This window comes from Cupriavidus lacunae (assembly GCF_003353055.1).
Taxonomy (GTDB): Bacteria; Pseudomonadota; Gammaproteobacteria; order Burkholderiales; family Burkholderiaceae; genus Cupriavidus; species Cupriavidus lacunae.
The window spans coordinates 1-25,792 of record NZ_QKWJ01000099.1 but is presented as its reverse complement, the minus strand read 5'-3'; the positions used below and the strand labels follow the sequence as shown (position 1 = coordinate 25,792).

Annotated in this window: 18 protein-coding genes and 2 pseudogenes; 13 read left to right on the top strand and 7 right to left on the bottom strand. The window is 65.5% G+C overall.

Going from position 1 to position 25,792, the window contains the following annotated elements:
- Positions 1-96: 96 nt before the first annotated feature.
- Both DN412_RS37385 and DN412_RS37380 read right to left on the bottom strand, forming a co-directional pair.
- Positions 97-1,377, bottom strand: a complete 1,281-nt coding sequence (locus tag DN412_RS37385) for a M81 family metallopeptidase (protein WP_115216144.1) — start codon at positions 1,375-1,377, stop codon at positions 97-99.
- 69 nt (positions 1,378-1,446) lie between these two features.
- Positions 1,447-2,748 (bottom strand): MFS transporter, encoded by a 1,302-nt coding sequence (locus DN412_RS37380; RefSeq protein ID WP_115216143.1) that lies wholly within the window; start codon positions 2,746-2,748, stop codon positions 1,447-1,449.
- A gap of 211 nt (positions 2,749-2,959) precedes the next feature.
- Here DN412_RS37380 and DN412_RS37375 point away from each other — a divergent pair, with 211 nt between their 5' ends.
- Complete coding sequence (locus tag DN412_RS37375) at positions 2,960-3,862, top strand: LysR substrate-binding domain-containing protein (RefSeq protein WP_115216142.1); 903 nt, start codon at positions 2,960-2,962, stop codon at positions 3,860-3,862.
- 12 nt (positions 3,863-3,874) lie between these two features.
- On the opposite strand, the pseudogene DN412_RS37370 reads toward DN412_RS37375, so the two are convergent.
- Positions 3,875-5,280 (bottom strand): annotated as a pseudogene (locus tag DN412_RS37370) (amino acid permease).
- Positions 5,281-5,865: 585 nt separating this feature from the next.
- On the opposite strand from DN412_RS37370, the gene DN412_RS37365 reads away from it, so the two are divergent.
- From DN412_RS37365 to DN412_RS37315, 11 genes are all read left to right on the top strand, one after another.
- Complete coding sequence (locus tag DN412_RS37365) at positions 5,866-7,947, top strand: 3-hydroxyacyl-CoA dehydrogenase NAD-binding domain-containing protein (protein WP_115216141.1); 2,082 nt, start codon at positions 5,866-5,868, stop codon at positions 7,945-7,947.
- Between the two features lie 30 nt (positions 7,948-7,977).
- Positions 7,978-8,622: a bifunctional nicotinamidase/pyrazinamidase gene (pncA, locus tag DN412_RS37360; RefSeq protein ID WP_115216140.1), complete on the top strand. Its 645-nt coding sequence runs from the start codon at positions 7,978-7,980 to the stop codon at positions 8,620-8,622.
- 47 nt (positions 8,623-8,669) lie between these two features.
- Positions 8,670-9,848, top strand: coding sequence for an acetyl-CoA C-acyltransferase (locus tag DN412_RS37355; protein WP_115216139.1), 1,179 nt, complete (start codon positions 8,670-8,672; stop codon positions 9,846-9,848).
- 234 nt (positions 9,849-10,082) lie between these two features.
- Positions 10,083-11,945, top strand: coding sequence for an acyl-CoA dehydrogenase (locus DN412_RS37350; protein WP_115216138.1), 1,863 nt, complete (start codon positions 10,083-10,085; stop codon positions 11,943-11,945).
- Between the two features lie 46 nt (positions 11,946-11,991).
- Positions 11,992-12,774 (top strand): SDR family oxidoreductase, encoded by a 783-nt coding sequence (locus DN412_RS37345; RefSeq protein WP_078196101.1) that lies wholly within the window; start codon positions 11,992-11,994, stop codon positions 12,772-12,774.
- Positions 12,775-12,901: 127 nt separating this feature from the next.
- Complete coding sequence (locus DN412_RS37340) at positions 12,902-13,339, top strand: PaaI family thioesterase (RefSeq protein WP_115216137.1); 438 nt, start codon at positions 12,902-12,904, stop codon at positions 13,337-13,339.
- 92 nt (positions 13,340-13,431) lie between these two features.
- Positions 13,432-14,442 carry an NADP-dependent oxidoreductase gene (locus DN412_RS37335; protein WP_115216136.1) on the top strand — a complete coding sequence of 337 codons (1,011 nt, stop codon included), beginning with the start codon at positions 13,432-13,434 and terminating at the stop codon, positions 14,440-14,442.
- A gap of 78 nt (positions 14,443-14,520) precedes the next feature.
- Positions 14,521-15,369, top strand: a complete 849-nt coding sequence (locus DN412_RS37330) for a class II aldolase/adducin family protein (RefSeq protein WP_115216135.1) — start codon at positions 14,521-14,523, stop codon at positions 15,367-15,369.
- A gap of 39 nt (positions 15,370-15,408) precedes the next feature.
- Positions 15,409-16,344: a glutathione S-transferase family protein gene (locus DN412_RS37325; RefSeq protein ID WP_115216134.1), complete on the top strand. Its 936-nt coding sequence runs from the start codon at positions 15,409-15,411 to the stop codon at positions 16,342-16,344.
- Positions 16,345-16,400: 56 nt separating this feature from the next.
- Positions 16,401-17,303 (top strand): SDR family oxidoreductase, encoded by a 903-nt coding sequence (locus DN412_RS37320; protein WP_115216133.1) that lies wholly within the window; start codon positions 16,401-16,403, stop codon positions 17,301-17,303.
- Between the two features lie 46 nt (positions 17,304-17,349).
- Entirely contained in the window at positions 17,350-18,300 is a 951-nt protein-coding gene (locus tag DN412_RS37315; RefSeq protein ID WP_115216132.1) for an alpha/beta fold hydrolase, read from the top strand.
- 58 nt (positions 18,301-18,358) lie between these two features.
- Here the strand turns inward: DN412_RS37315 and DN412_RS37310 are convergent.
- From DN412_RS37310 to DN412_RS37295, 4 genes and pseudogenes are all read right to left on the bottom strand, one after another.
- Positions 18,359-20,805 (bottom strand): annotated as a pseudogene (locus tag DN412_RS37310) (family 20 glycosylhydrolase).
- A gap of 46 nt (positions 20,806-20,851) precedes the next feature.
- On the bottom strand, positions 20,852-21,586 hold the full coding sequence (locus DN412_RS37305) for an OprD family outer membrane porin (RefSeq protein WP_115216131.1): 735 nt from the start codon (positions 21,584-21,586) through the stop codon (positions 20,852-20,854).
- Positions 21,587-22,556: 970 nt separating this feature from the next.
- On the bottom strand, positions 22,557-23,078 hold the full coding sequence (locus DN412_RS37300) for an O-acetyl-ADP-ribose deacetylase (protein ID WP_115216130.1): 522 nt from the start codon (positions 23,076-23,078) through the stop codon (positions 22,557-22,559).
- An 88-nt stretch (positions 23,079-23,166) separates the two neighbouring features.
- Entirely contained in the window at positions 23,167-24,315 is a 1,149-nt protein-coding gene (locus DN412_RS37295) for an iron-containing alcohol dehydrogenase (protein ID WP_115216129.1), read from the bottom strand.
- Positions 24,316-24,650: 335 nt separating this feature from the next.
- On the opposite strand from DN412_RS37295, the gene DN412_RS37290 reads away from it, so the two are divergent.
- Positions 24,651-25,673, top strand: a complete 1,023-nt coding sequence (locus tag DN412_RS37290; protein ID WP_115216128.1) for an alpha/beta hydrolase — start codon at positions 24,651-24,653, stop codon at positions 25,671-25,673.
- Positions 25,674-25,792 lie beyond the last annotated feature (119 nt).

The window sequence follows — 25,792 nt, the reverse complement described above, 5'->3', positions numbered from 1 at the left end:
TCAAGAAAAGGCCTTCCGCCTGCTCAACGTCAGCCCCGTCGCCTGTACCCAGTAATCGACTCGCTCGCGCGCGCATAACCGTGAGAAATCAAGGCATTAGCGCGCCGCGAGCTCAAAGTTCGGCTTAACCTGCGTGAGGTACCGGCTGACAATCAGGGCATTGTTGTTGCCAAAGCCGACGACGACAAATGGCAGTCGGCCGCCATCTCTGCCTCGCAGTTTGGGTACGTGAAGAATCGAACCGCGAATGTTGACCGGCACCCCGGCCGACGGGTCCACGAGACCGCCAACAGCAAAGTCGAACGGGTCGCCGACAGCCAGCTTGCGTTCCTGTACCTGGTCCAGAGTCCTTGCATCGGTAATCGTTGCAAATAGCGTGTCGGAAGCGCCTTGCCTTTGCACCTCCGCAAGAATCCAGGTGGCGTTGCCTGACCGGTCGCTGTGGTCGGCAATGACCACAGGGAAGCTGCCTTCCTTGCTCGCCTGGGCGGCTGCAGCCACCGCTTCAGGAATGCTCACAATGGTGGTTGACGAGATGAGTTCATCCTTTTTTCGCCAGATGAACCTCGACATCTCCTCGACGACCTCTGCGGCCAGTTCCGGGTCTCCGTTCGTCGTGACTTGAACGAACATCCCCGCATCGGGAACATCTGCCCACGGAAAGCCAAAGAAGATGTTGATGTAGAGGTCCGGCTCCAGGGCCTCCCACGTAAGCGCCCGGTTGATAAGAGACATCCAGGCCGGACCGCCCGTCCACTGAATTACCGTCGGCGTAATCAGCGGAACCTTGCGTGACGCATGCGTAGGTTTGTATTCACCCTTGATGGCACGAATCAAGGTGCGCGCCGCGCGGGTGCCTTGCAGATAAGCGTCGTAGTGGGGATAGTACTTGACGGTGAATGCCAGGTCCGCCGCCTGGAGAAAGGCTTCGTCTTCATTGCCGTGCGGGTCAAACGTTGCGGCGATGTATGCGCAAGGGCCGATCACCTCGCGCACGCGTCGAGCCAGTTCCGCTTCCGGGCGGGCAACACCTGTCACGGCCATAGCGCCGTGTAGTGCGAGAAAAACGCCATCGAAAGGTCCTTGCGCTTTGAGTTCCTCAATCATCTTGCCGACGAAAAGCTCATACGCCTCGTTGGTGACCCAGCCAGAGCCGATGCCGGTCTTCGGCTCCAAAGGAGACTCGATGCCTGTGAGCTCTACATCATGGTGTTCCCGAGCGACTTTAACGAATCCTCCCATATAGGACTTGGGGCCAATCTGAAGCAGCGCCTCTCCCTTCGCTGGCGAACCCTCATAGATAAAGTCATCAACGGTGGTTTCATTTGGCAGGAACGTCACGGTCTCATGTACCAAATGCAGGACTGCGATTCTCATTCTTTGTTCCCAATCAGGCTGTCAGGAGACGATAGCGACGGCTTTGGGCTGCCGAAAAACGCGGTGCATTCAGGCCATCTGCGACCCTCGGTTGGTCCATGTAATGGACACCAGGAAACAGCAAACGCCGGCCGCGATGAGAAACAGAAACGCCGGAACGAACGAGCCAGCGGCGTGGACAATGAGGAAGCCCATGACCGTGGGCGAAATGGCGGAAGCCAGTTGACCACCGAAGTTCACCACCCCCGCGGCCGTGCCAATCAGCGAGTCAGGCAAGTGCTTGAGCGGAATGGCAAACACAGTTCCGTACACGAAGGTGAAGCTCATCATGCAGAGCGTCCAGAACGTCATCAGTACCCACAGCTCGGACGAAATGACCATCAACGCCATGAACACCATCATCGAGAACGCGCCACCGGCGAGAAACAGGCGCTCCCGCTTTTCGCCGTACCGGTCCAGAAGCCAGCCAACCACGTTCAGGCTAATGAAGCTGAATACGAAAGGCAGAGACGCAGCAACGCCGGCGGTAAGCAGATGAACCTGCTTCGTCTGAACCAGGTAAGTGGGCATCCACGAGATCAAACCAACGTTCAGCATGTTGGCGAAGAAGAAAATCAGGGCCGTCCTGCGCAAGATCGGGGTGCGGAACAGCGCTTTGAGCCCGGGACGTGCAGCCTTCTTCACGGACGGGTCCTGCAGCGGCGAATCCTTGATGACAAACCAGAGAATGACCGCCATGACAATGCCGGCGCCTCCCAGCACGTGATACGCGAAGCGCCACCCGTGCGTATGAATCATCGAAGCTATCCATCCCGAGCCGATTGCGCTTCCGATGAAGGTCGCGCCAATGATCAGGCTTTTCGGCCTTGCTCTCCTTTCCTTCGGGAAGGCCTCCGCGATGGTTACCGAACTTGACGGGGAGAATCCTCCCTCCCCGATGCCAAACAAGCCCCGGATTGCTACCAGCGAAGCCAGCGACCATGCGAAACCGGTAAGCGATGTGAACAGCGACCACGACGCGACACAGAAGACCAGCACCCGGCGAGATCCGAACTTATCGGCCATCCATCCCGCAGCAAGGTTCGTCAGCGCATAGGTCACATGAAATGAGCTCAGCACCAGGCCAGCCTCGCGGGCATCGAGAGAAAACTCCGTGCGCATTGGGATGATTGAAATAGTCATCGCGATGCGGTCGGCATTTGCGAGCACCCATGCGGCAAGCAGGGCAATGAGCAGTACAACTTTTCTCGTGCCGGAGTAGTGCGTGGTGACAGCGGGTCCCGAAACGCTTGCCGAAGGCTCCCTGGCCGTCTGTCCATCAGGCCGGGCATGCAAGGTGCTCATGCTGGCATCCTGGTAGGGCTCGTTCATAACTCTCCTGCCACATGACTCTTTACGGTTTGAAATGGACGCGCTGTATTGCCTGATGCGACCCGGATTACGCGATCGAGCGGCTGGCGGTTTCTAGAGCATGAACGGCCTCACTTGACGCGGCCGCAAGCCTCGACGCATTTTTTTCATTGTAGGGGTGCCGAAAGTCCATCCATAATGACGTTTTTCCATGGCAGGATGAGTTTTTCGAATGAAGCGGTCCATCGGTCGAGCCATCCCTTCGACTGATTCGCTCGTCATATTTGACGCGTGCGTCAGGTCGATGAACTTCACGCAGGCTGGCAATGCCCTGGGGCTGACGCAAAGCGCGGTCAGTCGCCAGATTCTCGATCTGGAGCAGTTCCTCAACGTTGCGCTGTTCGAGCGGGCCGGGCGTCATCTCACGCTCACCGCCCCGGGAAAGCGGTACTGGGAGGAAGTGACGCCGCTCCTTGAGGAACTCGAGGCGAAAACCATTCGCATGCAGATGCGGCACACATTGCAGAACGCGCTGAACCTGTCGGTGGCAGCCAGTTTCTGCAATCGATGGTTAATACCGAAACTGCCGCAGTTCCTGGAGCAAAACCCCCGGGCCCTGGTCAACGTCGCCTCGCGAGTTGGACCGATTGACCTGTCACGAACGGAGTTCGACGCCGCAATCATCAACGCTCCGTCTCCGCCACAAGGGGTGATGACGAAGCTCTTGTTCTCAATCAGGCTGGCGGCCTTCGCGTCGCCTGGGCTCTTGAAGAAGAAGCGGCGGTTGACGGCGAGTGATATCGCGACGCTTCCGCTGCTTCACCTGACTGGGATGCCGGACGCGTGGGAGACCTATCTGCATCGCATGGGGCTGGACGACGTCAGGGTCTCTGCCGGCGCCCATTACTCGCTCTGGCTTCTGAGCTGTGAGGCGGCGCTTGCCGGGCTTGGTGTTGCGCTACTGCCTCCGGAACTGGTGGCCGAAGACGTCAAAGCTGGTCGGTTGATTCGTCTGTCGCAAATTGAGATACCGAGAAACTTGTCGTACTGGTTGGCCTGGCGCGAAACCGAGGACAATTCGCCGGCCTTGCAGGCGTTCCGGGACTGGCTTGACAGTCGCTGCCCGGCCATCTGAGTCGGCGGAGGTTTATCCGCCTGGCCGCTTCGGCAATTCAAACGGCATATCCTCATAATCAATCAAGCGCGTCTTCTTCACCAGCCGGTATCCCAGCCACGGCGCGAGGAGCGCCGGCACGCCGATATACGTCGCGACGATCTCCTGCCACCGGTTCGGGATATCCCCAAACGCCTGGTAGTTCTGGCCGGCCACGATCACCAGGCACAGCACCACGGTAAAGATGGGGCCGAAGGGATAAAACGGCGAGCGGTACGCCAGCATGCTCACGTCATAGCCCTGGTGCACAAGTCCGCGCCGGAAGCGGTAGTGGCTGACGGCAATGCCCAGCCAGGCGAAGAAGCCGGTCATGGCCGAGGTGTTGAGCAGCCACAGGTAGACCGCCTTGTCCCCGAACAGTGAACTGAAGAAGCACAGCGCGCCGATGGCGGTGGTGGCCAGCAGCGCATTGAACGGCACGCCGCTGGCGGTCAGCTTGCCGAACGCGCGCGGCGCGCGGCCGCTGACGGCCAGGCCGTAGAGGATCCGGGTCGACACATACATGCTGGAGGTGCCGGCCGACAGCAGCGCGGTCAGCACCACGGCGTTCATCAGCCCGGCGGCAAAGGCCAGTCCGGCGTGGCGAAACACCAGTGCGAACGGGCTCACGCCGACATCGGTGACATCGTTGCGCAGCAGGTTGGGGTCGGTATAGGGGATCAGCACGCCGATGATCAGGATGGCGATCACGTAGAACAGCAGGATGCGCCAGAAGGTCTGGCGGATCGCGCGCGGGATGGTCCTGGCCGAGTTCTCCGCTTCGCCGGCGGCCACGCCCACCGTTTCCGTGCCCTGGAAGGAGAAGCCGGCGATCATCGCCACGCCGACCATGGCCGGATGCCGCCGACAAAGGGCGCGTCGCCGATGGTGAAGTTGTGCCAGCCCGACTGCGGCCCGCCCTTCATGATGCCGAAGATCATCAGGAGGCCCACGCCCAGGAACACGATCACGGTCACCACCTTGATCAGCGCGAACCAGTACTCGGCCTCGCCAAAGCCGCGCACCGAGAAGGCATTGAGGCCGAACATCAGCAGCAGGAAGCCGGCGCTCCAGACCACGCCGGGCATGTCGGGGAACCAGTACTGCATCACCAGCTGCGCCGCGGTCAGTTCCACGGCGATGGTCACCGCCAGGCTGAACCAGTAGTTCCAGCCAAGTGCAAAGCCGAAGCCTTCCTCGACATAGAGCGCGCTGTAAGTGACGAAGGAGCCGGCCACCGGCATATGCACGGCCAGGTCGCCCAGGCTGGTCATCAGGCAATAGACCATCAGGCCGAGCAGCATATACATCAGCAGCGCGCCGCCGGGGCCGGCCTGTGCGATCGAGGCGCCCGAGGCCACGAACAGCCCGGTGCCGACCGCGCCGCCGATGGCGATCATGGTCAGGTGGCGGGCCTTGAGCCTGCGCTGGAGGTGGTCGTGCTCGACCACCGGATGCTGGTGCGCGTGAGCGTGGGAATGTGAGGGGGAAGACATCAGGGTCGCTGGACCTTCCGCCGGCCCGGCATCTTGTGGAAACCCGGACGGCAAAAAACGAAAAGCCGCGAGTCTACCGTGTCTGTTTGGGCGCTTTGCCCGTATCGGTCGAATAAAGTCCGATACTGGTTTAGAGGCGGCACTCGGTTGCCTCGGCAAGTGCTCTATCCGGCATGACAGTGTGATCTGGCGCGGATTAAGCGGAGGCTCCATGCAGCGCAATCAGGGGCGGCATTCGTGCTGCGCATGTCACCGGAAAAGTCCGAAAATTAAAATTGAACGACCGTGCTATTTTGTGTATGCTTGTTTCGCCCAAGCACCGGAAGGCGTTATGGGGCGCGGGAAAGCGGCAGGTCGGGCGGAGGGTTTACCCGCCCATGACGGCCGCCTCCCGAAGTAGTCGCCGGCCGCCGCTGGCCGCGTCGTGCAGTAAAAAATGCATTCGAGAATTCGAATCCCGAGACAACTTCTGACACCAAAGGAACCAGCATGACAGCGCAGTATCAGGTTCAGGACGGCGTAGCCGTCATCACGCTCGACAATCCCCCTGTCAACGGCCTGGGTCACAGCACCCGGCTTGGCATCGTCGAAGGCATGACCCGTGCGCTGGACGATGCCGCCGTCAAGGCCATCGTCATCACCGGCGCTGGCAAGGCTTTCTCGGGCGGCGCCGACATCCGTGAATTCAATACACCCAAGGCCATGCAGGAGCCGACGCTGCACTCGGTGATCCGCGTGCTGGAAGCTTCGTCCAAGCCGGTCGTGGCCGCCGTGCACTCGGTCGCCATGGGTGGCGGCCTGGAACTGGCGCTTGGCTGTAACTACCGCGTGGCCGCGAAGGGCGCCCAGATCGCGCTGCCGGAAGTGAAGCTGGGCCTCCTGCCCGGCGCCGGCGGCACGCAGCGCCTGCCGCGCGTGATCGGCCTGGAGGCCGCGGCCAACATGATCGTGTCGGGCACGCCTGTGCTCTCCGAAAAGTTCGCCGGCACCAAGCTGTTTGACGAGATCGTCGATGGCGACGTGTTGCCCGCCGCCGTCAAGTTCGCCCAGAACGTTGCCGCCGCCAACGGCCCGCACCCGAAGGTGCGCGACCTGAAGGTGCGTCACGAAAACGCGGAAGGCTACCTGGGCTTTGCCCGCAACACCGTGGCCGCGATGGCCAAGAACTTCCCGGCGCCGCTGAAGTGCCTGGAAGCGGTGGCCGGCTCGCTCAAGCCGTTCGAACAGGGCCTGAAAGAAGAGCGCGACGGCTTCCTCTACCTGGTCACCACGCCGGAATCGCGCGCGCTGCGCCATGCCTTCTTCGGCGAGCGTGCCGCCAGCAAGATCCCCGACGTGCCCGAAGGCACGCCGACCCGCAAGATCGAGAAGGTTGCCGTGATCGGCGCCGGCACCATGGGCGGCGGCATCAGCATGAACTTCCTGAACGCGGGCATCCCGGTCATCATCCTGGAAACCAAGCAGGAAGCGCTCGACCGCGGCGTGGGCATCATCCGCAAGAACTACGAGAACAGCGCCAAGAAGGGCAAGCTGACCCGGGAAAAGGTCGAGCAGCGCATGGGCCTGCTCTCCACCACGCTGTCCTATGACGAGATCAAGGACGCCGACCTGGTCATCGAAGCCGTTTTCGAAGAAATGGGCGTCAAGGAAATCGTCTTCAAGAAGCTGGACGAAGTGATGAAGCAGGGCGCGATCCTGGCTTCGAACACCTCCACGCTGGACGTCAACAAGATCGCTTCGTTCACCAGGCGTCCGCAGGACGTGGTCGGCATGCACTTCTTCAGCCCGGCCAACGTGATGAAGCTGCTGGAAGTGGTGCGCGGCGAGAAGACCGGCAAGGACGTGCTGGCCACGGTCATGCAGCTCGGCAAGAAGATCAAGAAGACCGCGGTGGTGTCGGGCGTGTGCGACGGCTTTATCGGCAACCGCATGATCGAGCAGTACAGCCGCCAGGCCGGCTACCTGCTGGACGAAGGCGCGCTGCCCGAGCAAGTGGACAAGGCCATCGAGAAGTTCGGCTTTGCCATGGGCCCGTTCCGCATGGGCGACCTGGCCGGCAACGACATCGGCTGGGCCATCCGCAAGCGCCGCGCCGTGGACAAGCCGGACATCCAGTACTCCAAGACCGCCGACCTGCTTTGCGAAATGGGCCGCTACGGCCAGAAGACCGGCGCGGGCTGGTACGACTACAAGGCGGGCGACCGCAAGCCGTACCCGAACCAGCAGGTCAACGACATGATCGTGCAGCATTCGAAGGACCTCGGCATCACGCGCCGCAAGATCTCTGACGAAGAGATCGTCGAGCGCCTGGTGTTCGCGCTGGTCAACGAAGGCGCCAGGATCCTGGAAGAAGGCATTGCTTCCAAGGCCTCGGATATCGACATGGTGTACCTGACCGGCTACGGCTTCCCGCTGTTCCGCGGCGGCCCGATGCTGTATGCGGACCAGGTCGGCCTGTACAACGTGGCGCTGTCGATGAAGCGCTATGCCAAGGGCTACCACGGTGAAGCCTGGCAGGTCGCGCCGCTGCTGCAGAAGCTGGCGGACGAAGGCAAGGGCTTCAACGGTTAAGGCCGCCACAAGGTTCAGCCTGGAGCTGAGATGAACACCACCATCGGACCTGACGATTGCCTGCTGGTGATCGACGTGCAGAACGACTTCATGCCGGGCGGCGCGCTTGCCGTGCCCAACGGCGATGAAGTGGTGCCCGTCATCAACCGGCTGGCGCGCGCGTTCGGTCACGTGGTGCTCACGCAGGACTGGCATCCGGCCGCGCACGTTTCCTTTGCGGCCAACCATGCCGGCACGCAGCCGTTCCAGTCACTGACGCTGCCGTACGGGCCGCAGGTGCTGTGGCCGGTGCATTGCGTGCAGGACACGCCGGGCGCCGCGCTGCATGCGGGGCTGGATGTGCCGCACGCACGGCTGGTGATCCGCAAGGGCCATCATGCTGACGTGGACAGCTACTCCGCCTTTCTCGAAGCGGACCGCACCACGCGCACCGGACTGGCCGGCTACCTGCGTGAACACGGCGTCAAGCGCGTGTTCTGCGCGGGACTGGCGACGGACTACTGCGTGGCCTGGAGCGCGCTCGATGCGCGCGCCGCGGGCTTTGAAGCCGCGGTGATCGAGGATGCCTGCCGCGCCATCGACCTGGAAGGGTCCCTGGCCAGGGCCTGGCAGGACCTCGGCGCCGCAGGCGTCGCGCGTGTCACGTCCGCTGAATTGCTGAAGGCCAAGGGCTGAACCGAACCACCGAACTGAACGACACAAGAGATTCCGAGGAGCAAGACATGAACGAAGCAGTCATCGTATCCACCGCGCGGACCCCTCTGGCCAAGAGCTGGAAGGGCGCCTTCAACATGACCCACGGCGCCACGCTGGGTGGTCATGCCGTCCAGCACGCCATTGCCCGCGCCAAGATCGAGGCCGCCGAAGTGGAAGATGTGCTGATGGGCTGTGCCAACCCGGAAGGTGCCACCGGCGCCAACATCGCGCGCCAGATCGCACTGCGCGCCGGCTGCCCGGTCACCGTGCCCGGCGCCACCGTCAACCGCTTCTGCTCGTCCGGACTGCAGACCATCGCCATGGCCGCGCAGCGCGTGATCGCCGATGAGGGCGACATCTTCGTGGCCGGCGGCGTGGAAAGCATCTCGTGTGTGCAGCAGGAGATGAACCGCCATATGGTCCAGGAAAGCTGGCTGATGAAGAACAAGCCGGAAATCTACTGGAACATGCTGCAGACCGCCGAGAACGTAGCCAAGCGCTACAACATCTCGAAGGAGCGCCAGGACGAGTACGGCGTGCGAAGCCAGCAACGCGCCGCCGCCGGGCAGGAAGCCGGCAAGTTCAAGGACGAGATCGTGCCGATGACGGTGCTGGCGGGCGTGGCAGACAAATCGACCGGCCAACTGGTGACCAAGGAAGTCACCATCTCCGCCGACGAAGGCATTCGCGCCGATACCACGCTGGAAGGCGTGGCCAAGATCCGCAGCGCCGTGCCCGGTGGCGTGATCACCGCCGGCAATGCCTCGCAGTTCTCGGACGGCGCTTCGGCTGCCGTGGTGATGAACGCGCGCGTAGCCGCGGCCAAGGGCCTGCAGCCGCTGGGCGTGTTCCGCGGCTTTGCCGTGGCCGGTTGCGAGCCGGATGAAATGGGCATCGGCCCGGTGTTCGCCGTGCCCAAGCTGCTGAAGAAGGCCGGCCTGAAGGTCGACGACATCGGCCTGTGGGAGCTCAACGAAGCCTTCGCCGTGCAGGTGCTGTACTGCGCCGACACGCTGGGCATCCCGATGGACCGCCTGAACGTCAACGGCGGCGCCATCGCCGTGGGCCACCCCTACGGTGTGTCGGGCGCCCGCCTGGTCGGCCATGCGCTGATCGAAGGCAAGCGCCGCGGCGTCAAGTACGTGGTGGTGACCATGTGCATCGGCGGTGGGCAGGGCGCAGCCGGCCTGTTCGAAGTGCTCTGATATTGCTGCCGAAGCCGAATCGGCTGTAGGTGTGCTCCCTCTCCCCTCAGTGGGAGAGGGTTGGGGAGAGGGGTGGTTTAGCTAGGCACCACGCATCTGCATGCTCCTGCCCTCTCCCCCGGCCCCTCTCCCGCGAGCGGGAGAGGGGCGCAAACCAGAAGCACGCATCGAACAGCGCGAGAGCAAGACAAAAGAACCCGCGGCACGCCACGCAGTGCGCCGCATGGAGACCCCATGTCGATGATCCTTTCCCGCCGCGACCTGAACTTCGTTCTCTATGAATGGCTCAAGGTCGACGAACTGACTCGCATCCCCCGTTATGCCGATCATTCGCGCGAGACGTTCGACGCCGCGCTGGACACCTGCGAAAAGATCGCCACCGACCTGTTCGCGCCGCACAACAAGAAGAACGACCAGCAGGAACCGCATTTCGACGGCGAGACCGTCAGCATCATCCCCGAAGTCAGCACCGCGCTGAAGGCCTTCTGCGAGGCCGGGCTGATGGCTGCCGGCCAGGACTACGAGCTGGGCGGCATGCAGTTGCCGGTGGTGGTCGAGAAGGCCGGCTTTGCCTACTTCAAGGGTGCCAACGTCGGCACCAGCTCTTACCCGTTCCTGACCATCGGCAACGCCAACCTGCTGCTCGCGCACGGCACGCCGGCGCAGGTCGAGACCTTCGTCAAGCCGGAGATGGAAGGCCGCTTCTTCGGCACGATGTGCCTTTCGGAGCCGCAGGCGGGCTCGTCGCTGTCGGACATCACCACGCGCGCCGAGTACGAGGGTGAATCGCCGCTGGGCGCGCAATACCGGCTGCGCGGCAACAAGATGTGGATCTCGGCCGGCGAGCACGAGCTGTCGGACAATATCGTCCACCTGGTGCTGGCCAAAATCCCCGGCCCGGACGGCAAGCTGATCCCGGGCGTGAAAGGCATTTCGCTGTTTATCGTGCCCAAGTACCTGGTCAATGCCGACGGGTCGCTGGGCGAGCATAACGACGTGGTGCTGGCCGGCCTGAACCACAAGATGGGCTACCGCGGCACCACCAACTGCCTGCTGAACTTCGGCGAAGGCGTGAAGTACAAGCCGGGCGGCAAGGCCGGCGCGATCGGCTACCTGGTGGGCGAGCCGCACAAGGGCCTGGCCTGCATGTTCCACATGATGAACGAGGCGCGCATCGGCGTGGGCCTGGGCGCGGTGATGCTGGGCTATACCGGCTACCTGCACGCGCTGGACTACGCGCGTAACCGTCCGCAGGGCCGCCCCGTCGGCCCCGGCGGCAAGGATGCCGCCAGCCCGCAGGTGAAGCTGGTCGAGCACGCCGATATCCGCCGCATGCTGCTGGCGCAGAAGAGCTATGTCGAAGGCGGCCTGGCGCTGAACCTGTACTGCGCGCGGCTGGTCGACGAGGAAGAGGCCGCTGCTGCCGCCGGCGACGAGGCCGCGAATGCGCGCCTGGCGCTGCTGCTCGACATCCTGACCCCGATCGCCAAGAGCTGGCCGTCGCAATGGTGCCTGGAGGCCAACAACCTGGCGATCCAGGTGCACGGTGGCTATGGCTATACGCGCGAGTACAACGTCGAGCAGTTCTATCGCGACAACCGCCTCAACCCGATCCACGAAGGCACGCACGGCATCCAGGGCCTGGACCTGCTCGGCCGCAAGGTGGTGATGAAGGACGGCGCGGCCTTCAGGCTGCTGGGAGAGCGCATCCAGGACACCATCGGCCGCGCGCTCGCTGCCGGCAATACCGAACTGTCGCACCAGGCAGGCGCCCTTGGCGCGGCCACCAAACGCCTGGCCGAGGTCACGCAGGCACTGTGGAGCGCGGGCGACTCCAACGTGACGCTGGCCAATGCCTCGGTCTACCTGGAGGCCTTCGGGCACGTGGTGGTGGCGTGGATCTGGCTGGAGCAGGCACTGCTGGCGCAAGCCGCGCTGCCGCGCGCGAACGGCAAGGAGGACGAGGACTTCTACCGCGGCAAGCTGGCCGCGGCGGCGTACTTCTTCCGCTGGGAGCTGCCCAAGGTCGGCCCGCAGCTGGCGCTGCTTGAATCGCTCGACCGCACCACGCTCGACATGCAGGACGCGTGGTTCTGAACGGCGCTCGCCCATCCCCGAACACTACCGAAGGAAGGAAGACAATATGCGCACCATCCAGCAACTGTTTGACCTGAAGGGCAAGACCGCGCTGATCACCGGCGGCTCGCGCGGGCTCGGCCTGCAGATCGCCGAGGCGCTCGGCGAGCAGGGCGCCCGCGTGGTGCTGTCGGCGCGCAAGGCCGATGAGCTGCAGGCGGCGCAGGCGCACCTGAAGTCGCTCGGCATCGAGGCCGACTGGATCGCCGCCGACGGCTCGCAAGAGTCGGAGATCGCCCGCCTGGCCGACGAGGCCATCGCGAAGCTGGGCCACGTCGACATCCTGGTCAACAACGCCGGCGCCACCTGGGGCGCCCCGGCCGAAGACCATCCGGTCGAGGCCTGGGACAAGGTGATGAACCTGAACGTACGCGGCCTGTTCCTGCTGAGCCAGCGCATCGGCAAGCTGTCGATGATCCCGCGCCGCTATGGCCGCATCATCAACGTGGCGTCGATCGCGGGCCTGGCCGGCAATCCGCCGGGCAGCATGGAGACCATCGCCTACAACACCTCCAAGGGCGCGGTGGTCAACTTCACGCGCACGCTGGCGGGCGAGTGGGGCGAGCACAACATCACCGTCAACGCGCTCGCGCCGGGCTTCTTCCCATCGAAGATGACCCAGGGCTCGCTCGACCGCATGGGCGTGGACGCCATGTGCGCCGGCGTGCCGCTGCACCGCCTGGGCGACGACGAGGACCTGAAGGGCGCCGCGCTGCTGTTTGCCAGCGACGCCGGCAAGCACATCACCGGGCAGATCCTGGCGGTGGACGGCGGCGTCAGCGCGGTCTGACCCGGGCAGGGGGCATTCCGGACACGACGCCGGGCGCGGCTTGGCGGAATCCCGGATTGCCCTCAAACTTGGGGCCGGCGCGAGGCTTCGGCCTCGCTGGCACCCCATTTCCGGACTCGCAATTGCCATGAACCAGTTCAAAGGCCCCCTGACTCACATTCCCTTCCTCGCCGACCTCGGCGTGACCTGCAACTTCGCCGAAGGCGGGCGCAGCGAGATTGCGCTGCCGATCGAGAAGCGCCACCAGAACAGCTGGGACATGGCCCACGGCGGCGTGATCATGACGCTGCTCGACGTGGCCATGGCGGTGGCCGGCCGCAGCAGCGACGCGGACGGCCGGGGCGTGGTCACCATCGAGATGAAGACCAGCTTCATGGCGCCGGGGCGCGGCGCACTGACCGCGCGCGGCACCACCGTGCACCGCACCACCACCATGGTGTTCTGCGAAGGCGAGATCGTCGACGCCGACGGCAAGACCGTGGCGCGCGGCTCGGGCACCTTCAAGTACATCCGGCGCATGCCGCCGCAGCGCCCGGGTGAAACCGATACCGGTGCCGACGGCTGAGCGCCGGCACCGATACAGCAGGCGGGATAGCGGCGCTGTCCCGCCCGACGCAGTATGCAAGCAGTTCCCATTCCTACCGAAAGGAATCGACCATGTCCAAAACGTTCAAGCGCATCGTCCTGGCGTCGCGTCCCGAAGGCGCGGTGACGCCGGCCAATTTCCGCCTGGAAGACGTGCCCGTGCCGCAGATCGCCGACGGCCAGGTGCTGGTGCGCAATCATTACCTGTCGCTGGACCCGTACATGCGCGGCCGCATGAACGACAGCAAGTCCTACGCCGCGCCGCAGCCGCTCAATGAAGTGATGATCGGCGGCACCGTGGGCGAAGTGGTGGAAAGCAAGAACAGCAAGTTCAAGCCGGGCGACAAGGTGGTCGGCATGTTCGGCTGGCAGGAGATGGGCGTCAGCGACGGCACCGGCCTGCAGCCGGTCGACACCACGCATATCCCGCTGTCGGCCTACCTGGGTTCGGTCGGCATGCCGGGCGTGACCGCCTGGTATGGCCTGAACAAGATCATCATGCCCAAGTCGGGCAAGACCATCGCGGTCAGCGCGGCCTCCGGCGCGGTGGGCAGCGTGGTCGGGCAGCTGGCCAGGCTGGCCGGCTGCCGCGCGGTCGGCTTTGCCGGCGGCAAGGACAAGTGCGACTACGTGGTCAATGAGCTGGGCTTCGACGCCTGCATCGACTACAAGGCGGCCAAGGATCCCAAGGCGCTCTACACGATGCTCAAGGAAGCCACCCCGGACGGCATCGACGGCTATTTCGAGAATGTCGGCGGCGATATCCTGGACGCCGTGCTGGCGCGCATGAATGCCTTCGGCCGCATCGCCTTGTGCGGCATGATCGCGGGTTATGACGGCCAGCCGGTGCCGTTGAAGAATCCGCAGCTGCTCCTGGTGTCGCGCTTGACCATCGAGGGCTTTATCGTCTCCGAGCATATGGAAGTCTGGCCGCAGGCGCTGAAGGAACTGGGCACCGCCGTCGCGCAGGGCAAGCTCAAGTTCCGCGAGAGTATTGCCGAAGGCCTGGCCAGCGCGCCGGAAGCCTTTATCGGCCTGCTCAAGGGCAAGAACTTCGGCAAGCAGCTGGTCAAGCTGGTCTGACCGGCGCATGCAGGGCCGCGGCGCGCCTGCCGGGCGCGTCGCGGGCAACGGATATCACCAAAAAAATAGGAGACACCGATGAATGCCCCGCAAGCCCCGCAAATCCAGAGCGCGGACGAGGTCGGCGCCGGCCTGCCCGAAGCGGTCAAGGCCCGCTACCGCAACCTGCCGAGCCCGCCGCAGTTCGCCACCGCCGCCGAAGAGCGCCTGCACCGCAAGCAGCGCCTGGCCGCGGCCTTCCGGCTGTTCTCCAAATTCGGTTTCGATGAAGGCGTGGCCGGCCATATCACCGCGCGCGACCCGGAGTTTCCCGATACCTTCTGGGTCAATCCCTTCGGCGTGCATTTCAGCCAGGTCAGGGTCTCCAATCTGATCCGATGCGACCACCATGGCGACGTGGTGGAGGGCGACTACCCGGTCAATGCCGCGGCCTTCGCCATCCATTCGCGCGTGCACCAGACCCGCTCCGACGCGGTCGCGGCTGCGCATTCGCACAGCACCTATGGCCGTGCGTGGTCCACGCTGGGCCGCCCGCTCGATCCACTGACGCAGGATGTCTGCGCGTTCTACCAGGACCACGCGGTCTATGACGATTTCGGCGGCGTGGTGGTGGAGCTGGACGAGGGCCAGCGCATTGCCAACGCGCTGGGCCAGAACAAGGCCGCGATCCTGCAGAACCACGGCCTGCTGACGGTGGGCAAGACCGTCGACGAAGCCGCCTGGTGGTTTATCACCATGGAGCGCTCGTGCCAGGTGCAACTGCTGGCCGAAGCCGCCGCCGCGCGTACCCAGGCGCCGCTGAAGCTGATCTCCGACGCCGCAGCGCGCCAGGCCTATTCGATCGTCGGCACCGCGCAGGCCGGCTGGTTCCAGTTCCAGCCGCTGTATGCCCGCATCGTCAAGGAACAGCCGGACCTGCTGGACTGAACCTGTGCGGCAAGTGCCGCAACCAAGGAGGTGGACCGCATGGCCGATATCATTCTTCATCAGTACGCAACCTCGCCATTCTCCGAGAAGGTCCGCCTGCTGCTGGGCGCCAAGGGGCTGGCCTGGCAGGCGGTGGAAATCCCCGCCATCCTGCCCAAGCCCGGCCTGCTGGCGCTGACCGGCGGCTATCGCCGCACGCCGGTGCTGCAGGTCGGTGCCGATATCTACTGTGACACCGCACTGATCTGCGAGGTGCTGGACGCGCTGGCGCCCACGCCGGCGCTCTATCCGCCGGTACAGGCCGCAGCGGCGCGGCTCGCGGCCGCGTGGTTCGATACGGCGCTGTTCACCGCGTCGGTGACCTATGTGTTCCAGCCGGCCGGCGTCGCCAGCATGCTGGGACACCTGTCGCCGGCGCAGATCCAGGCCTTCACCGCCGACCGCAAGGCCATGCGCGGCGATACCAATGCGCTGCGCATGCCGCTGGCGGAAGCGACTGCGTTGCTGCATGAAACCTTCGGCGAGCTGGAAACGCAGTTCGCGGCCGGCATCGGGCATGTGGCTGGTCCGGCGCTGTCGATTGCCGACTTCTCGCTGTACCACAACCTCTGGTTTATCCGCCGTGCCGGTGCGCTGGCGCAGTTGCTCGAGGCTTATCCGCGCTTGCAGGCCTGGTATGCGCGCATGAACACCTTTGGCCATGGCCGGCCGCGGGTGATCGACAGCGAGGATGCGATCGGCGCCGCGCTCAGGGCCGACCCGGTCGCGCTGGATGACGGTGTCATCGCCGATGCCGGGCTGCAGGCTGGCGACGCCATCACCGTCACGCCCACCGACTACGCGCGCGACCCGGTGGCCGGCGTGCTGCTGGCGCTGACCGCGCGCCGCGTCACGCTGCGCCGCCAGGACCCGCGCGCCGGCGCGCTCAATGTGCATTTCCCGAGGCAGGGTTACCAGGTGCAGCGCGGCGCCTGAGCGCGCGGCACACGGCCCGCCATTCCACACACGATTTACGCGATAGGACAGACGATATGAAGGATTTTTCCAACAAGGTGGCTGTCATTACCGGCGGCGCCTCGGGTTTCGGCAAGGAGTTTGCCCACATTGCCGCCGACCTCGGCATGAAGCTGGTGCTGGCCGATGTGCAGGAAGACGCGCTGGACGCGACCGTAGCGGAATTCAAGGCACGCAACGTGCCGGTGATCGGGTTGCGCACCGACGTCTCGCGCGCCGACCAGGTCCAGGCGCTGGCCGATGCCGCCATCGCGGCCTTTGGCCAGGTCAACCTGCTGTTCAATAACGCCGGCGTCGGCGCGGGCGGCCTGGTCTGGGAGAACTCGGAGAAGGACTGGGAGTGGGTGCTGGGTGTCAACCTCTATGGCGTGGTGCACGGCGTGCGCATCTTCACGCCGCTGATGCTGGCGGCGGCAGAGAAGGATCCGGCCTTCCAGGGCCATATCGTCAACACGGCGTCGATGGCGGGCCTGCTGAACCCGCCGGCGATGGGCGTGTACAACGTGTCCAAGCACGCGGTGGTGGCGTTGAGCGAAACGCTGTACCAGGACCTGGGGCTGGTGACGGAGCAGGTGCGCTGCTCGGTGCTGTGCCCGTACTTCGTGCCGACCGGCATCAGCCAGTCGCAGCGCAACCGGCCCGCCGACCTGGCCAACCAGGCGCCGCCGACGCGCTCGCAACTGGTGTCGCAGGCCTTGTCGGACAAGGCCGTCGGCTCCGGCAAGGTGACCGCGGCGGAGGTGGCGCAGATGACCTTCGATGCCATCCGCGACGAAAGCTTCTATATTTATTCCCACCCCCAGGCGCTCGCCCCCGTGCGCCAGCGCTTCGAGGATATCGTCGGGCAGCGCAATCCCGGCGATCCGTTTGCCGACAAGCCCGAGGTCCGCGCGGGCCTCGTTGCCGCGTTGCGCGGCTGACTTTCGCCAGCCCCGCATCACAACGCCACAACGAGGAGGACCGCATATGGAGAACAACATGGCTGCCCCCGCCGCCGTGATCCGCCACCTGCAGTACGCCACGCTGCCCAACGGCACCCGCCTGCACTACGCCAGCGCGGGTGAGCGCGGCAAGCCGCTGATGCTGTTCGTGCACGGCTTTCCTGAATTCTGGTTCGAATGGGAGGCCCAGCTGGCCGAGTTCGGGCACACGCATTTTGCCGTGGCGCCGGACTTGCGCGGCTTCAACCTGTCGAGCAAGCCCGCCGACGTCGACGCCTACCGGCCGCGCCATATCGTCGAAGACCTGGTGCAGCTGGTCAGTGCGCTGGGCTATGACCAGGCCGTGGTGGTGGCGCACGACTGGGGCGGGGCGATCTGCTGGAACCTGGCGATCCAGTTCCCGCAACTGGTGCGCCAGCTCATCATCGTCAACTCGCCGCACCCCTACCTGTTTGCACGCGCGCTGGCCACAGATCCCGCGCAGCAGGCCGCTTCCGCCTACATGAACTGGCTGCGCAAGCCGGGCTCGGAAAAGGCACTGGCCGCCAACGACTTTGCGCTGCTGGACCGGATGCTGGCCGATGCCGACGGCAAGCCGGCCGCCTGGTACACGCCCGAGACCCGCGCCAGGTACCACGCCGCGTGGTCCCAGCCGGGCGAAGGCAAGGACGCCGGCGTGCATCCGCTCACCGGCGGCGTCAATTTCTACCGCGCCTCGCCCATGCATCCGCCGGGCGAGGGCGAGCCGCCGCCCGATATCTCGCGCCTGGATCCGGGCGCCTTCGTGGTCAGGGTGCCGACGCTGGTGATCTGGGGCGAGCGCGACCGTGCGCTGCCGAAGTCGCAGGTGGACGGGCTGGGCGACTTCGTGCCGGACCTGCGCCTGGAACGTATCCCCGAGGGCACGCACTGGGTGATCCACGAGCAACCCGAACGGGTCAATCAGCTGATCCGCAGCGCCTTGCCGGCGCCCTGATCCGGGCCGGAGTGCACCGGGGCCGGGCGCTCGCCCGGCCCCTGCCCGATGGGACCGATCATTCCACCGGTGCTGCACGATACCCGAACCCCGCGCGCTTCAGTTTCGGCAGTTCGCGCTGTGCCACCACGCTGGCAAAGCCTTGCCAGTCGCTGGCCAGGGCGCTCTTGTCCACATGGTCCGTATCGCCGAGCTTATAGCACTCACCCTCGCGGTACGGGCGTTCCCACCCGGCACGATGCCATGCGCGCTCGGCCAGTGCCAGCAGGCGCGGATAGACCATGTATTCGAACTGCTGGTCGGTGCGCATGATTTCACCCCACGCCTGTCCCTGCAGGCCTCGATACGGGCCGCCGGGCCGGTGCTCTTCAGCTCGAACGGTTGCCCGTCGCGATCGGGCATCACTTCCGCGTTCTGCGGCAGGTTGTCCGGTGCCAGCGAGAAGACCTTGTAGCTGTCTGTCGCTTGCGACGCCCAGTAGTAGCCGCGTTCATGCGCATCGCGCGTGTAAGGAAAATCCAGGTACAGGTAATCGGGCAGTGCCAGCACGGTGCGGTAGCCCTTGGCGCTCCAGCTCCGCGCGGCCTCGGCGCCGCCCCAGAAAAGTGGATCCCACAAAGTGACCATCACCGTTTGCGTCGCGAATGCATGCGGGCCGGCGGCATGCTTCAGGCCGTCCTGCCAGGCCGCCATGGCCTCGATGCCGTTGGCGTTCACGATCTGGCTGACCTGGACCGCGAACACGGATGGCAACTCGCCCGCGGAGGACATGCCGTGCTGTCTGAGCCAGGGCTGGCACATCGGCGAGCGCGCCCATGGCTGGTCCTGCGCGGCGATGTCGATGCGGCCCTTGGCCGGATCGGTGCCATCGCGCGGCTGGAAGCCGGGGCCGAGCAGGATGTTCTTGGCCTCGTCGCCGCCGAAATGCCAGACCCGCAACGGCGCTTGCGCCTCGCGGTGCATTGCGGCCAGCTCGCCGATCACCTTGGCGGCGAAGTTCAGCGCGCCGCTGGAACAAGGGTTCAGGTAACTGCGGCGGTCGTAGAACTGGACCGAGAGCGTGCGTGAGGCATCGTCGGGATCGTGCAGGCGGAAGGCTTCCGCTTCCTGCGCGCGGCCCGCCGCCAGCAGTCGCCGGTAGCGCGCCTCCATGGCCACCACCGCGGCGCGCGCGTGCGCTGGCATGTCGATCTCCGGAATGACCTCGACGAAGCGGTCGGCAGCGTAGCGCAGCAGCGCGATATATTCGTCGCGGCGCAGGTACCCGCCTCCGGAGCGGTTGTCGGGGCCGGAAGCGAGCTGGGGCAAGAGGCAGCGGTCCTCGCCGGGATCGTGGCAACGCTGTGCCCCGATCTCGGTCAGTTCGGGCAGGCCCGGGATGTCAATGCGCCAGCCCTCGTCATCGGTCAGATGCAGGTGCAGGCGATTGAGCTTGTATGCGCTCATCTGGTCGATGAGGCGGCGCAAGGTGGCAGGCTGGCGGAAGTTGCGCGCCAGATCGACCATCATGCCGCGATGTGCGAAGCGCGGCGCGTCTTCGACGGTCAGCGCCGGAATCCGGCCGCCCCCCGCGGGCACCAGCGACAGCAGGGTCTGCACGCCGTGGTAGAGGCCGGCCGCATCATATCCTTCAATCGCCACGCCGGTGCGCCCGATGCGCAGGCGGTAGCCGCCCGGTATGGCGATATCGGCCGGCAAGGCGCGCGGCGCGAGCTTGCCGGTAAGGCGCAGTCCCTACATGGCCAGGCCGAGCTGGACGGCGCGTTCCCGCAGCGCGGCGACGTGCGCCGGCGCCAGGTCGGGCAAGGACAGTTCGATGCCGCGCAAGTCGACCTGGCCGCCGCCGGCCTGCTGGCGCTTGACCGACGGCAGTGCACGGGCTGCGACCTGCACGGGCGGAACCGGTGCGCCATGCCCGGCCGGCGCACGGACCTGCTGCGCGAGGTCAAGCGGCGCCTGCGGGCTTGCGCTGTCCGCTGGCAGGGCTTCGACATAGGCCGACTCGTCTTCGCTGTCATTGCGCGCGAGCACCGCCGGTGCGGCGCCTGCAACCACGACATAGGGCCGGGGCAGCACGTCGCTGAAGCGCCGGAACCAGTATTCGGCGACGAAGGGCAGGGCGATGCGCTCGCCCGCGCCGAGTGTCACCGCGCCGGGGCGTGGCGACAGTTCGTAGAGGTCACCCGTGACGTGCCGCCATGAGAAATCGGGATGGTCGATTGCCAGGATCCGGCGGATGCTGTGCAGGTAAAGCTTCCAGCCGTCGCCGGTGATTCGCCCGGGCCCGTTGTTTTCGAGGATCAGGCGGCCTTGCGCGCAGCTGCCCCAATCCGCGCCAAGGCCGGCGCACGGCACGCCGGCCATCGCCGCGTCGTTGCGATCAACTGCCACGCGCAGTGCGAGTTGTCCGGCAATCGTGGTGGCCACGTCAGCGGCGCGGGGCGTGCCATCGGCGTCTTCGGATCTTTCCTGTGACGCAGCGAAGCCGGGCAGGATGGCCGCCATGGCCAGCCAGCTGGCCAGGATGTATCGAATCATTTGCTTCCCCGTGTCAAAAGGTTCGGCCATACGACGCCGTCAGCTTCACGTCGTTGCGGTCGGATTTTCCGTAGAAGCCGTGGGTGCGCAGCCGCGCGGGGAAGACACCGAAGGCGGCCCCTTTCAGAGGGCCATGCCTGACGTCATAAGTCAGGCCCAGGTCGATCTCGTTTGCGGTGGTATTGCCGCGCCCGGGATTCCTGATGGCCCAGCCGCGGATGCCGCTGGCGGAGAGCGCCAGGCCCGGCAAGCCGAGATACGGGCCGACTTGCCAGGAACCGGCCAGCTTGAGCACCCGGGTGCCGTCCCAGACAAAGTCGTCGAGCTGGCCCCAGGTCTGAATCTGGTTGCGGTTGTCGCTGTTCGCCCAGGGCGTCAGGCGGAAGTTCATTTCGCGGGAGTCGGGGGCATGGGTGGCGCCGAAACCCAGGCTGACGCTGACCGGACCGCTCGTGTACACCAGGCTGGAGCTTGCATGCCACTCGTTGCGCGGCGTTGTGCTCGGGCCCAGGTCGGGCTGGTAACGGCCCCACAGGGCGTAGCCAGTCACTTTCAGGCTGCGCTTGTCGGCAATCTGCCAGATCTGGCAGGCGGCCACCTGCGCGTTGCGACGATAGCGGCTGCCTTCGCCGACGCCCGCATCGATGTAGTCGCTGGCGGCCGGTTCGTAGCGGATTGCCGGCGCTGTGCACGAAGGCGATGCGACGGGCGCTGCCGTCGAACTGGTCGCGATTCTGGTGCCAGGCATTCGTCATCGCGCGGAACCGGTTGTCCCATTCGTTGCGGAAACGGTCGGCCCAACCGTAGCCGATTTCCAGTCCCTGGGCGCGATACGTCAGTTCGGCGCCCCGATAGGCGTGCGAATGCAGGCCGCCAGAGGTCCCCAGGGTGCCGACCTTGATCGGGGTATAGCCGGCGCGCACCTGCCAGCCATCGCCTGGCGCGCTGCTGCGCCACTTAAGCGCGGCTTGCGCGAGCGTGGCATAGCCCTGGTCGACATTGTTGCGATAGTCGTGGTACAGCACTTCCGAAGTCCCCTTGCCCGGCGCCAGCCGCAAATTGGCAAAAGCCGACAGGTCGGCTCCGGCAAAGCCCCAGGCCCCGGCCGCGTAGCCTGAGCGCCAGTCCAGCCCGAGGCCGAGCGCGTTGACATGGATATCGCCGCGCTGGTCGATGGCGTGCCGGTTGCGTGAATAGAAGGTCGTGCGCAAGGTCGTTTCCGATTGCGAGAAGAGGGCCGGCGCATCCTCCAGGCGCCAGGGCCGCGTTGTCCCGGGGGTCAGCCGGGCTTCTTCCTCCTCCATCGCCGTCGCGGCGACGTCCATGGCCGACGCATTGCATGCGGCGGCCGACGCGGTCAAGGCGACCAAGTACAGGGCTCTCAGGGCTTGTCGTTCCGTTACATCCATTCCATCTCCGCTTGCTTCGGACGAACCAATGCCGGCAGGATGCGCCGGCATTGGTTCGACATGGTTACTCACTGGTATCTAAGTGATCCTAGTGGTATTGAGCAGGCGGATGGATGAGAGGATTCTGCTTTTACAACGGGATTTTCAGCAGTGTCGCCTCAGCCCCGAACGAGCATCTGGCCGGAAGGCGGCGGCCATGAAGCCGGACCCGATAGTTCGGGCTGGTACGGACTGGAGGGGGGAATGACCGCGTGGCGCGCGGCCTGACGCAGGCGGTGGCGGGCCGCAGGGCCCGCCCCGGGGGATTAATCAGGTCAGCCGTTCGCGGTACAGCCGGTAGTTCTCGTCATCGAAGCAGACAAAGGTGATCTGCTCGATCTCCGGCGCCTCGGTCAGTGCCTCGCGCACCGCGGCGATGGCGATATCCGCCGCGCGCTCGCGCGGAAAGGCGTAGATGCCGGTGCTGATATTGGGGAAGGCCAGCCGGCGCAGGTGATGCTGCTTGGCCAGGCGGATGCTGTTGCGGTAGGCGTTGGCCAGTTGTTCGTCCTCGCCCTTGCCGCCGCCTTGCCAGACCGGCCCGACCGCGTGGATCACGTAAGGCGCCGCCAGGCGGCCGCCGGTGGTGATCACCGCCTCGCCGGTGGGGCAGCCACCCTGCGCGTCGCGGATCACGCGGCAGGCCTCCATGATGGCGGGACCGCCGGCCCCGTGGATGGCCCCGTCGACCCCGCCGCCGCCTAACAGGCCGCTATTGGCCGCATTGACGATGGCATCGACTTCCATCCGGGTGATATCGCCATGGACTACCTGCAAGTGCTCGCCGCTCATAGTGTCTCCTGCGCTGTGGAGGGAGGGCCGCCGGACAGCTGCTTGGTCGGTCTGACCGGCGGGAAGCTGCTGTGTGCTACACGGTGTACTACATGGACTGCTCAAGCATACGCCGATAATCGGCGGCGCTGGCCTCTTTCGGGTTGGTCTTGTGGCAGTGGTCGACCAGCGCGCCGGCAATCACCTTGTCGAACATGTCCTCGGTGACGCCCATCTGGCGCAGCCCGGTGGGCAGGCCCAGGCGCGCGGTCATGTCGTGCACGGCCTGTGCGATATCGGCGCCATCTGGCAGGTGCATGGCGCGGCGCAGGCGGGCGTAGCGGTCGTCGCGCACCACCGTGGGCGCGTCGGCATTGAAGCGCAGCACCGCGGGCATCACCACTGCATTGAGCGTGCCGTGATGCAGGCCGGTGCGGCCGTCGATCTTCAGTCCGCCCAGCGGGTGCGACAGCGAATGCACGCAGCCCAGCCCCTTCTGGAACGCCATCGCGCCCTGCATCGATGCGCTCATCATGTTCAGGCGCGCGTCGCGGTCCTGGCCGTCGCGGGTGGCGCGCTCGATGTGGCCCCAGCCGCGCTCCAGTCCGTCCAGCGCAATGCCGTCCGCGGGCGGGTTGAAGGCGGGGGCCAGGAAGGTCTCGATGCAGTGCGCAATCGCGTCCATGCCGGTGGCCGCGGTCAGTCCGGCGGGCAGGCCCAGCGTCAGTTCCGGGTCGCAGACGGCGGACTTGGGCAGCAGGTGCCAGGAATGGAAGCCCAGCTTGCGGCCGTCGTCCAGGATGATGATGGCGCCGCGCGCCACCTCGCTGCCGGTGCCGGAAGTGGTGGGCACCGCGATCAGCGGCGCGGCCTTGTCGGTGATCTTGCCGCTGCCGCCTTCGATGGTGGCGTAGGTGGTCAGCTCGCCCTCATGCGTGGCCAGGATGGCAATGCCCTTGGCCAGGTCGATCGACGATCCGCCGCCCACTGCCACCAGCCCGTCGCAGCCTGCCTCGCGATACTGCGCGGCCGCCTTGCGCACCATGGCCTCGGTCGGGTTCGACGGGGTCTCGTCGAATACCGCGACCGGTAGGCCCTGCATCGCATCGATGGCACGCTGGGCCACGCCGGCGGCAACCACGCCCTTGTCGGTCACCAGCAGCGGACGGCGGATGCCGATGCGCTCGCATTCGGCCTTGAGCAGGCTTACCGCGCCGAAATCCAGATGGATGTGGGTCAGATAGTAGATAAACGCCATGTTTGCTTGTCTCCTGCCGGGATCTGCCGCGAAATTGTTTTTCAGCGTGCGTCTGCAACATTGCTCGCCACGCGCGCTGTCTTGAGGTTCAATAGCCTGTGCAGTATTGGTTCCGGAGCCCTCAGCGTCGCTTCATCCGATCATCGCGCAAAAACTTCCCGCGTGGCAGCCTGAGCGGGATTTTTCGGGGTTATCGCGTAGTGCCGGGTTCCTGAAACATCTGGCATCATACTAAAATCGAACGATCGTTCACTATTCGAACTTCTCCCGATGCGGGCGACGCGGCAGAGCTTCTGCGCGGCGCTGGCGCCGGGTCCGGATCCGCGTCACGCCCTATGTCCGCCGCACCGTCTTCCAATCCTGATGCGCCAGCCACGCCCGGCCTGCCGTCCAGCCCGCTCGACCCGCAGGTTGCCGCACTGCTGGAGTTGCTCGCGCGTGTCAAGGGACCACCGCTCTACGCGATGGAGCCGGAAGACGCCAAGATCGCCTACGAGAAAGGCGCGCTGATCCTGGATATCAACCCGCCGCCGGTGCATATGGCGGAAGACCTGCTGGTGCCGGGCCGTGACGGCCACGCCATCCCGGTCAGGTTGTACTTGCCGCGCGAGGCCAGCTGGGCCGAGCCACTGCCGCTGCTGGTGTATTTCCACGGCGGCGGCTTCGCGGTTGGCAGCGTCAGTTCGCACGATCCGCTGTGCCGGCTGCTGTGCTGCCAGGCTGACTGTATGGTGCTGTCCGTGGACTACCGGCTCGGGCCGCAATGGCGCTTCCCGACAGCGGCCAACGACGCCTTCGACGTGCTGCACTGGGTTTTCGCTGAAGCCGATCGGCTTGGCGCCGACCCGGCGCGCATTGCGCTGGGCGGCGACAGCGCCGGCGGCACGCTGGCCGCGGCATGTGCGGTCGAGGCGCGCAATGCCGGCCTGGCGCCGGCGCTGCAGCTGCTGATCTATCCGAGCACCTGCGCGCGCCAGGACACGCCGTCGCACCGCGCGCTGGCCGATGGTTACCTGCTGACGGCGGAGATGATCCGCTGGTTCTTTGCACAGTATCTGAACGGGGAAGCCAGCCGCGACGACTGGCGCTTTGCCCCGCTGGACGGCGGCGGCACCGGCGCCGAGGTGCGTGGCGTATGCCCGGCCTGGATCGCCGTGGCCGGCTACGACCCGCTGCACGACGAGGGCGTGGCCTACGCGGAGAAGCTGCGCGCTGCCGGCGTGGCCGCCAGGCTGACGGAGTACCCCGGCATGATCCATGATTTCTTCAAGCTGGGCCGGTTCGTGTCGGCGGTGGCGCAGGCGCATGCCGACGCCGCTGCCGCGCTGCGCGCCGCGTTCGCCACATCGCAAGACTAGATACTATGAAGGGCTGGTAAGCCCCCTGAAGTAAAACGATAGTTGCTAACCCGTTTTACGAAAGGAGCCTGCAAATGAATGCCCCTGACACAGCCCTTCAAGGACAGGATACGACCGTT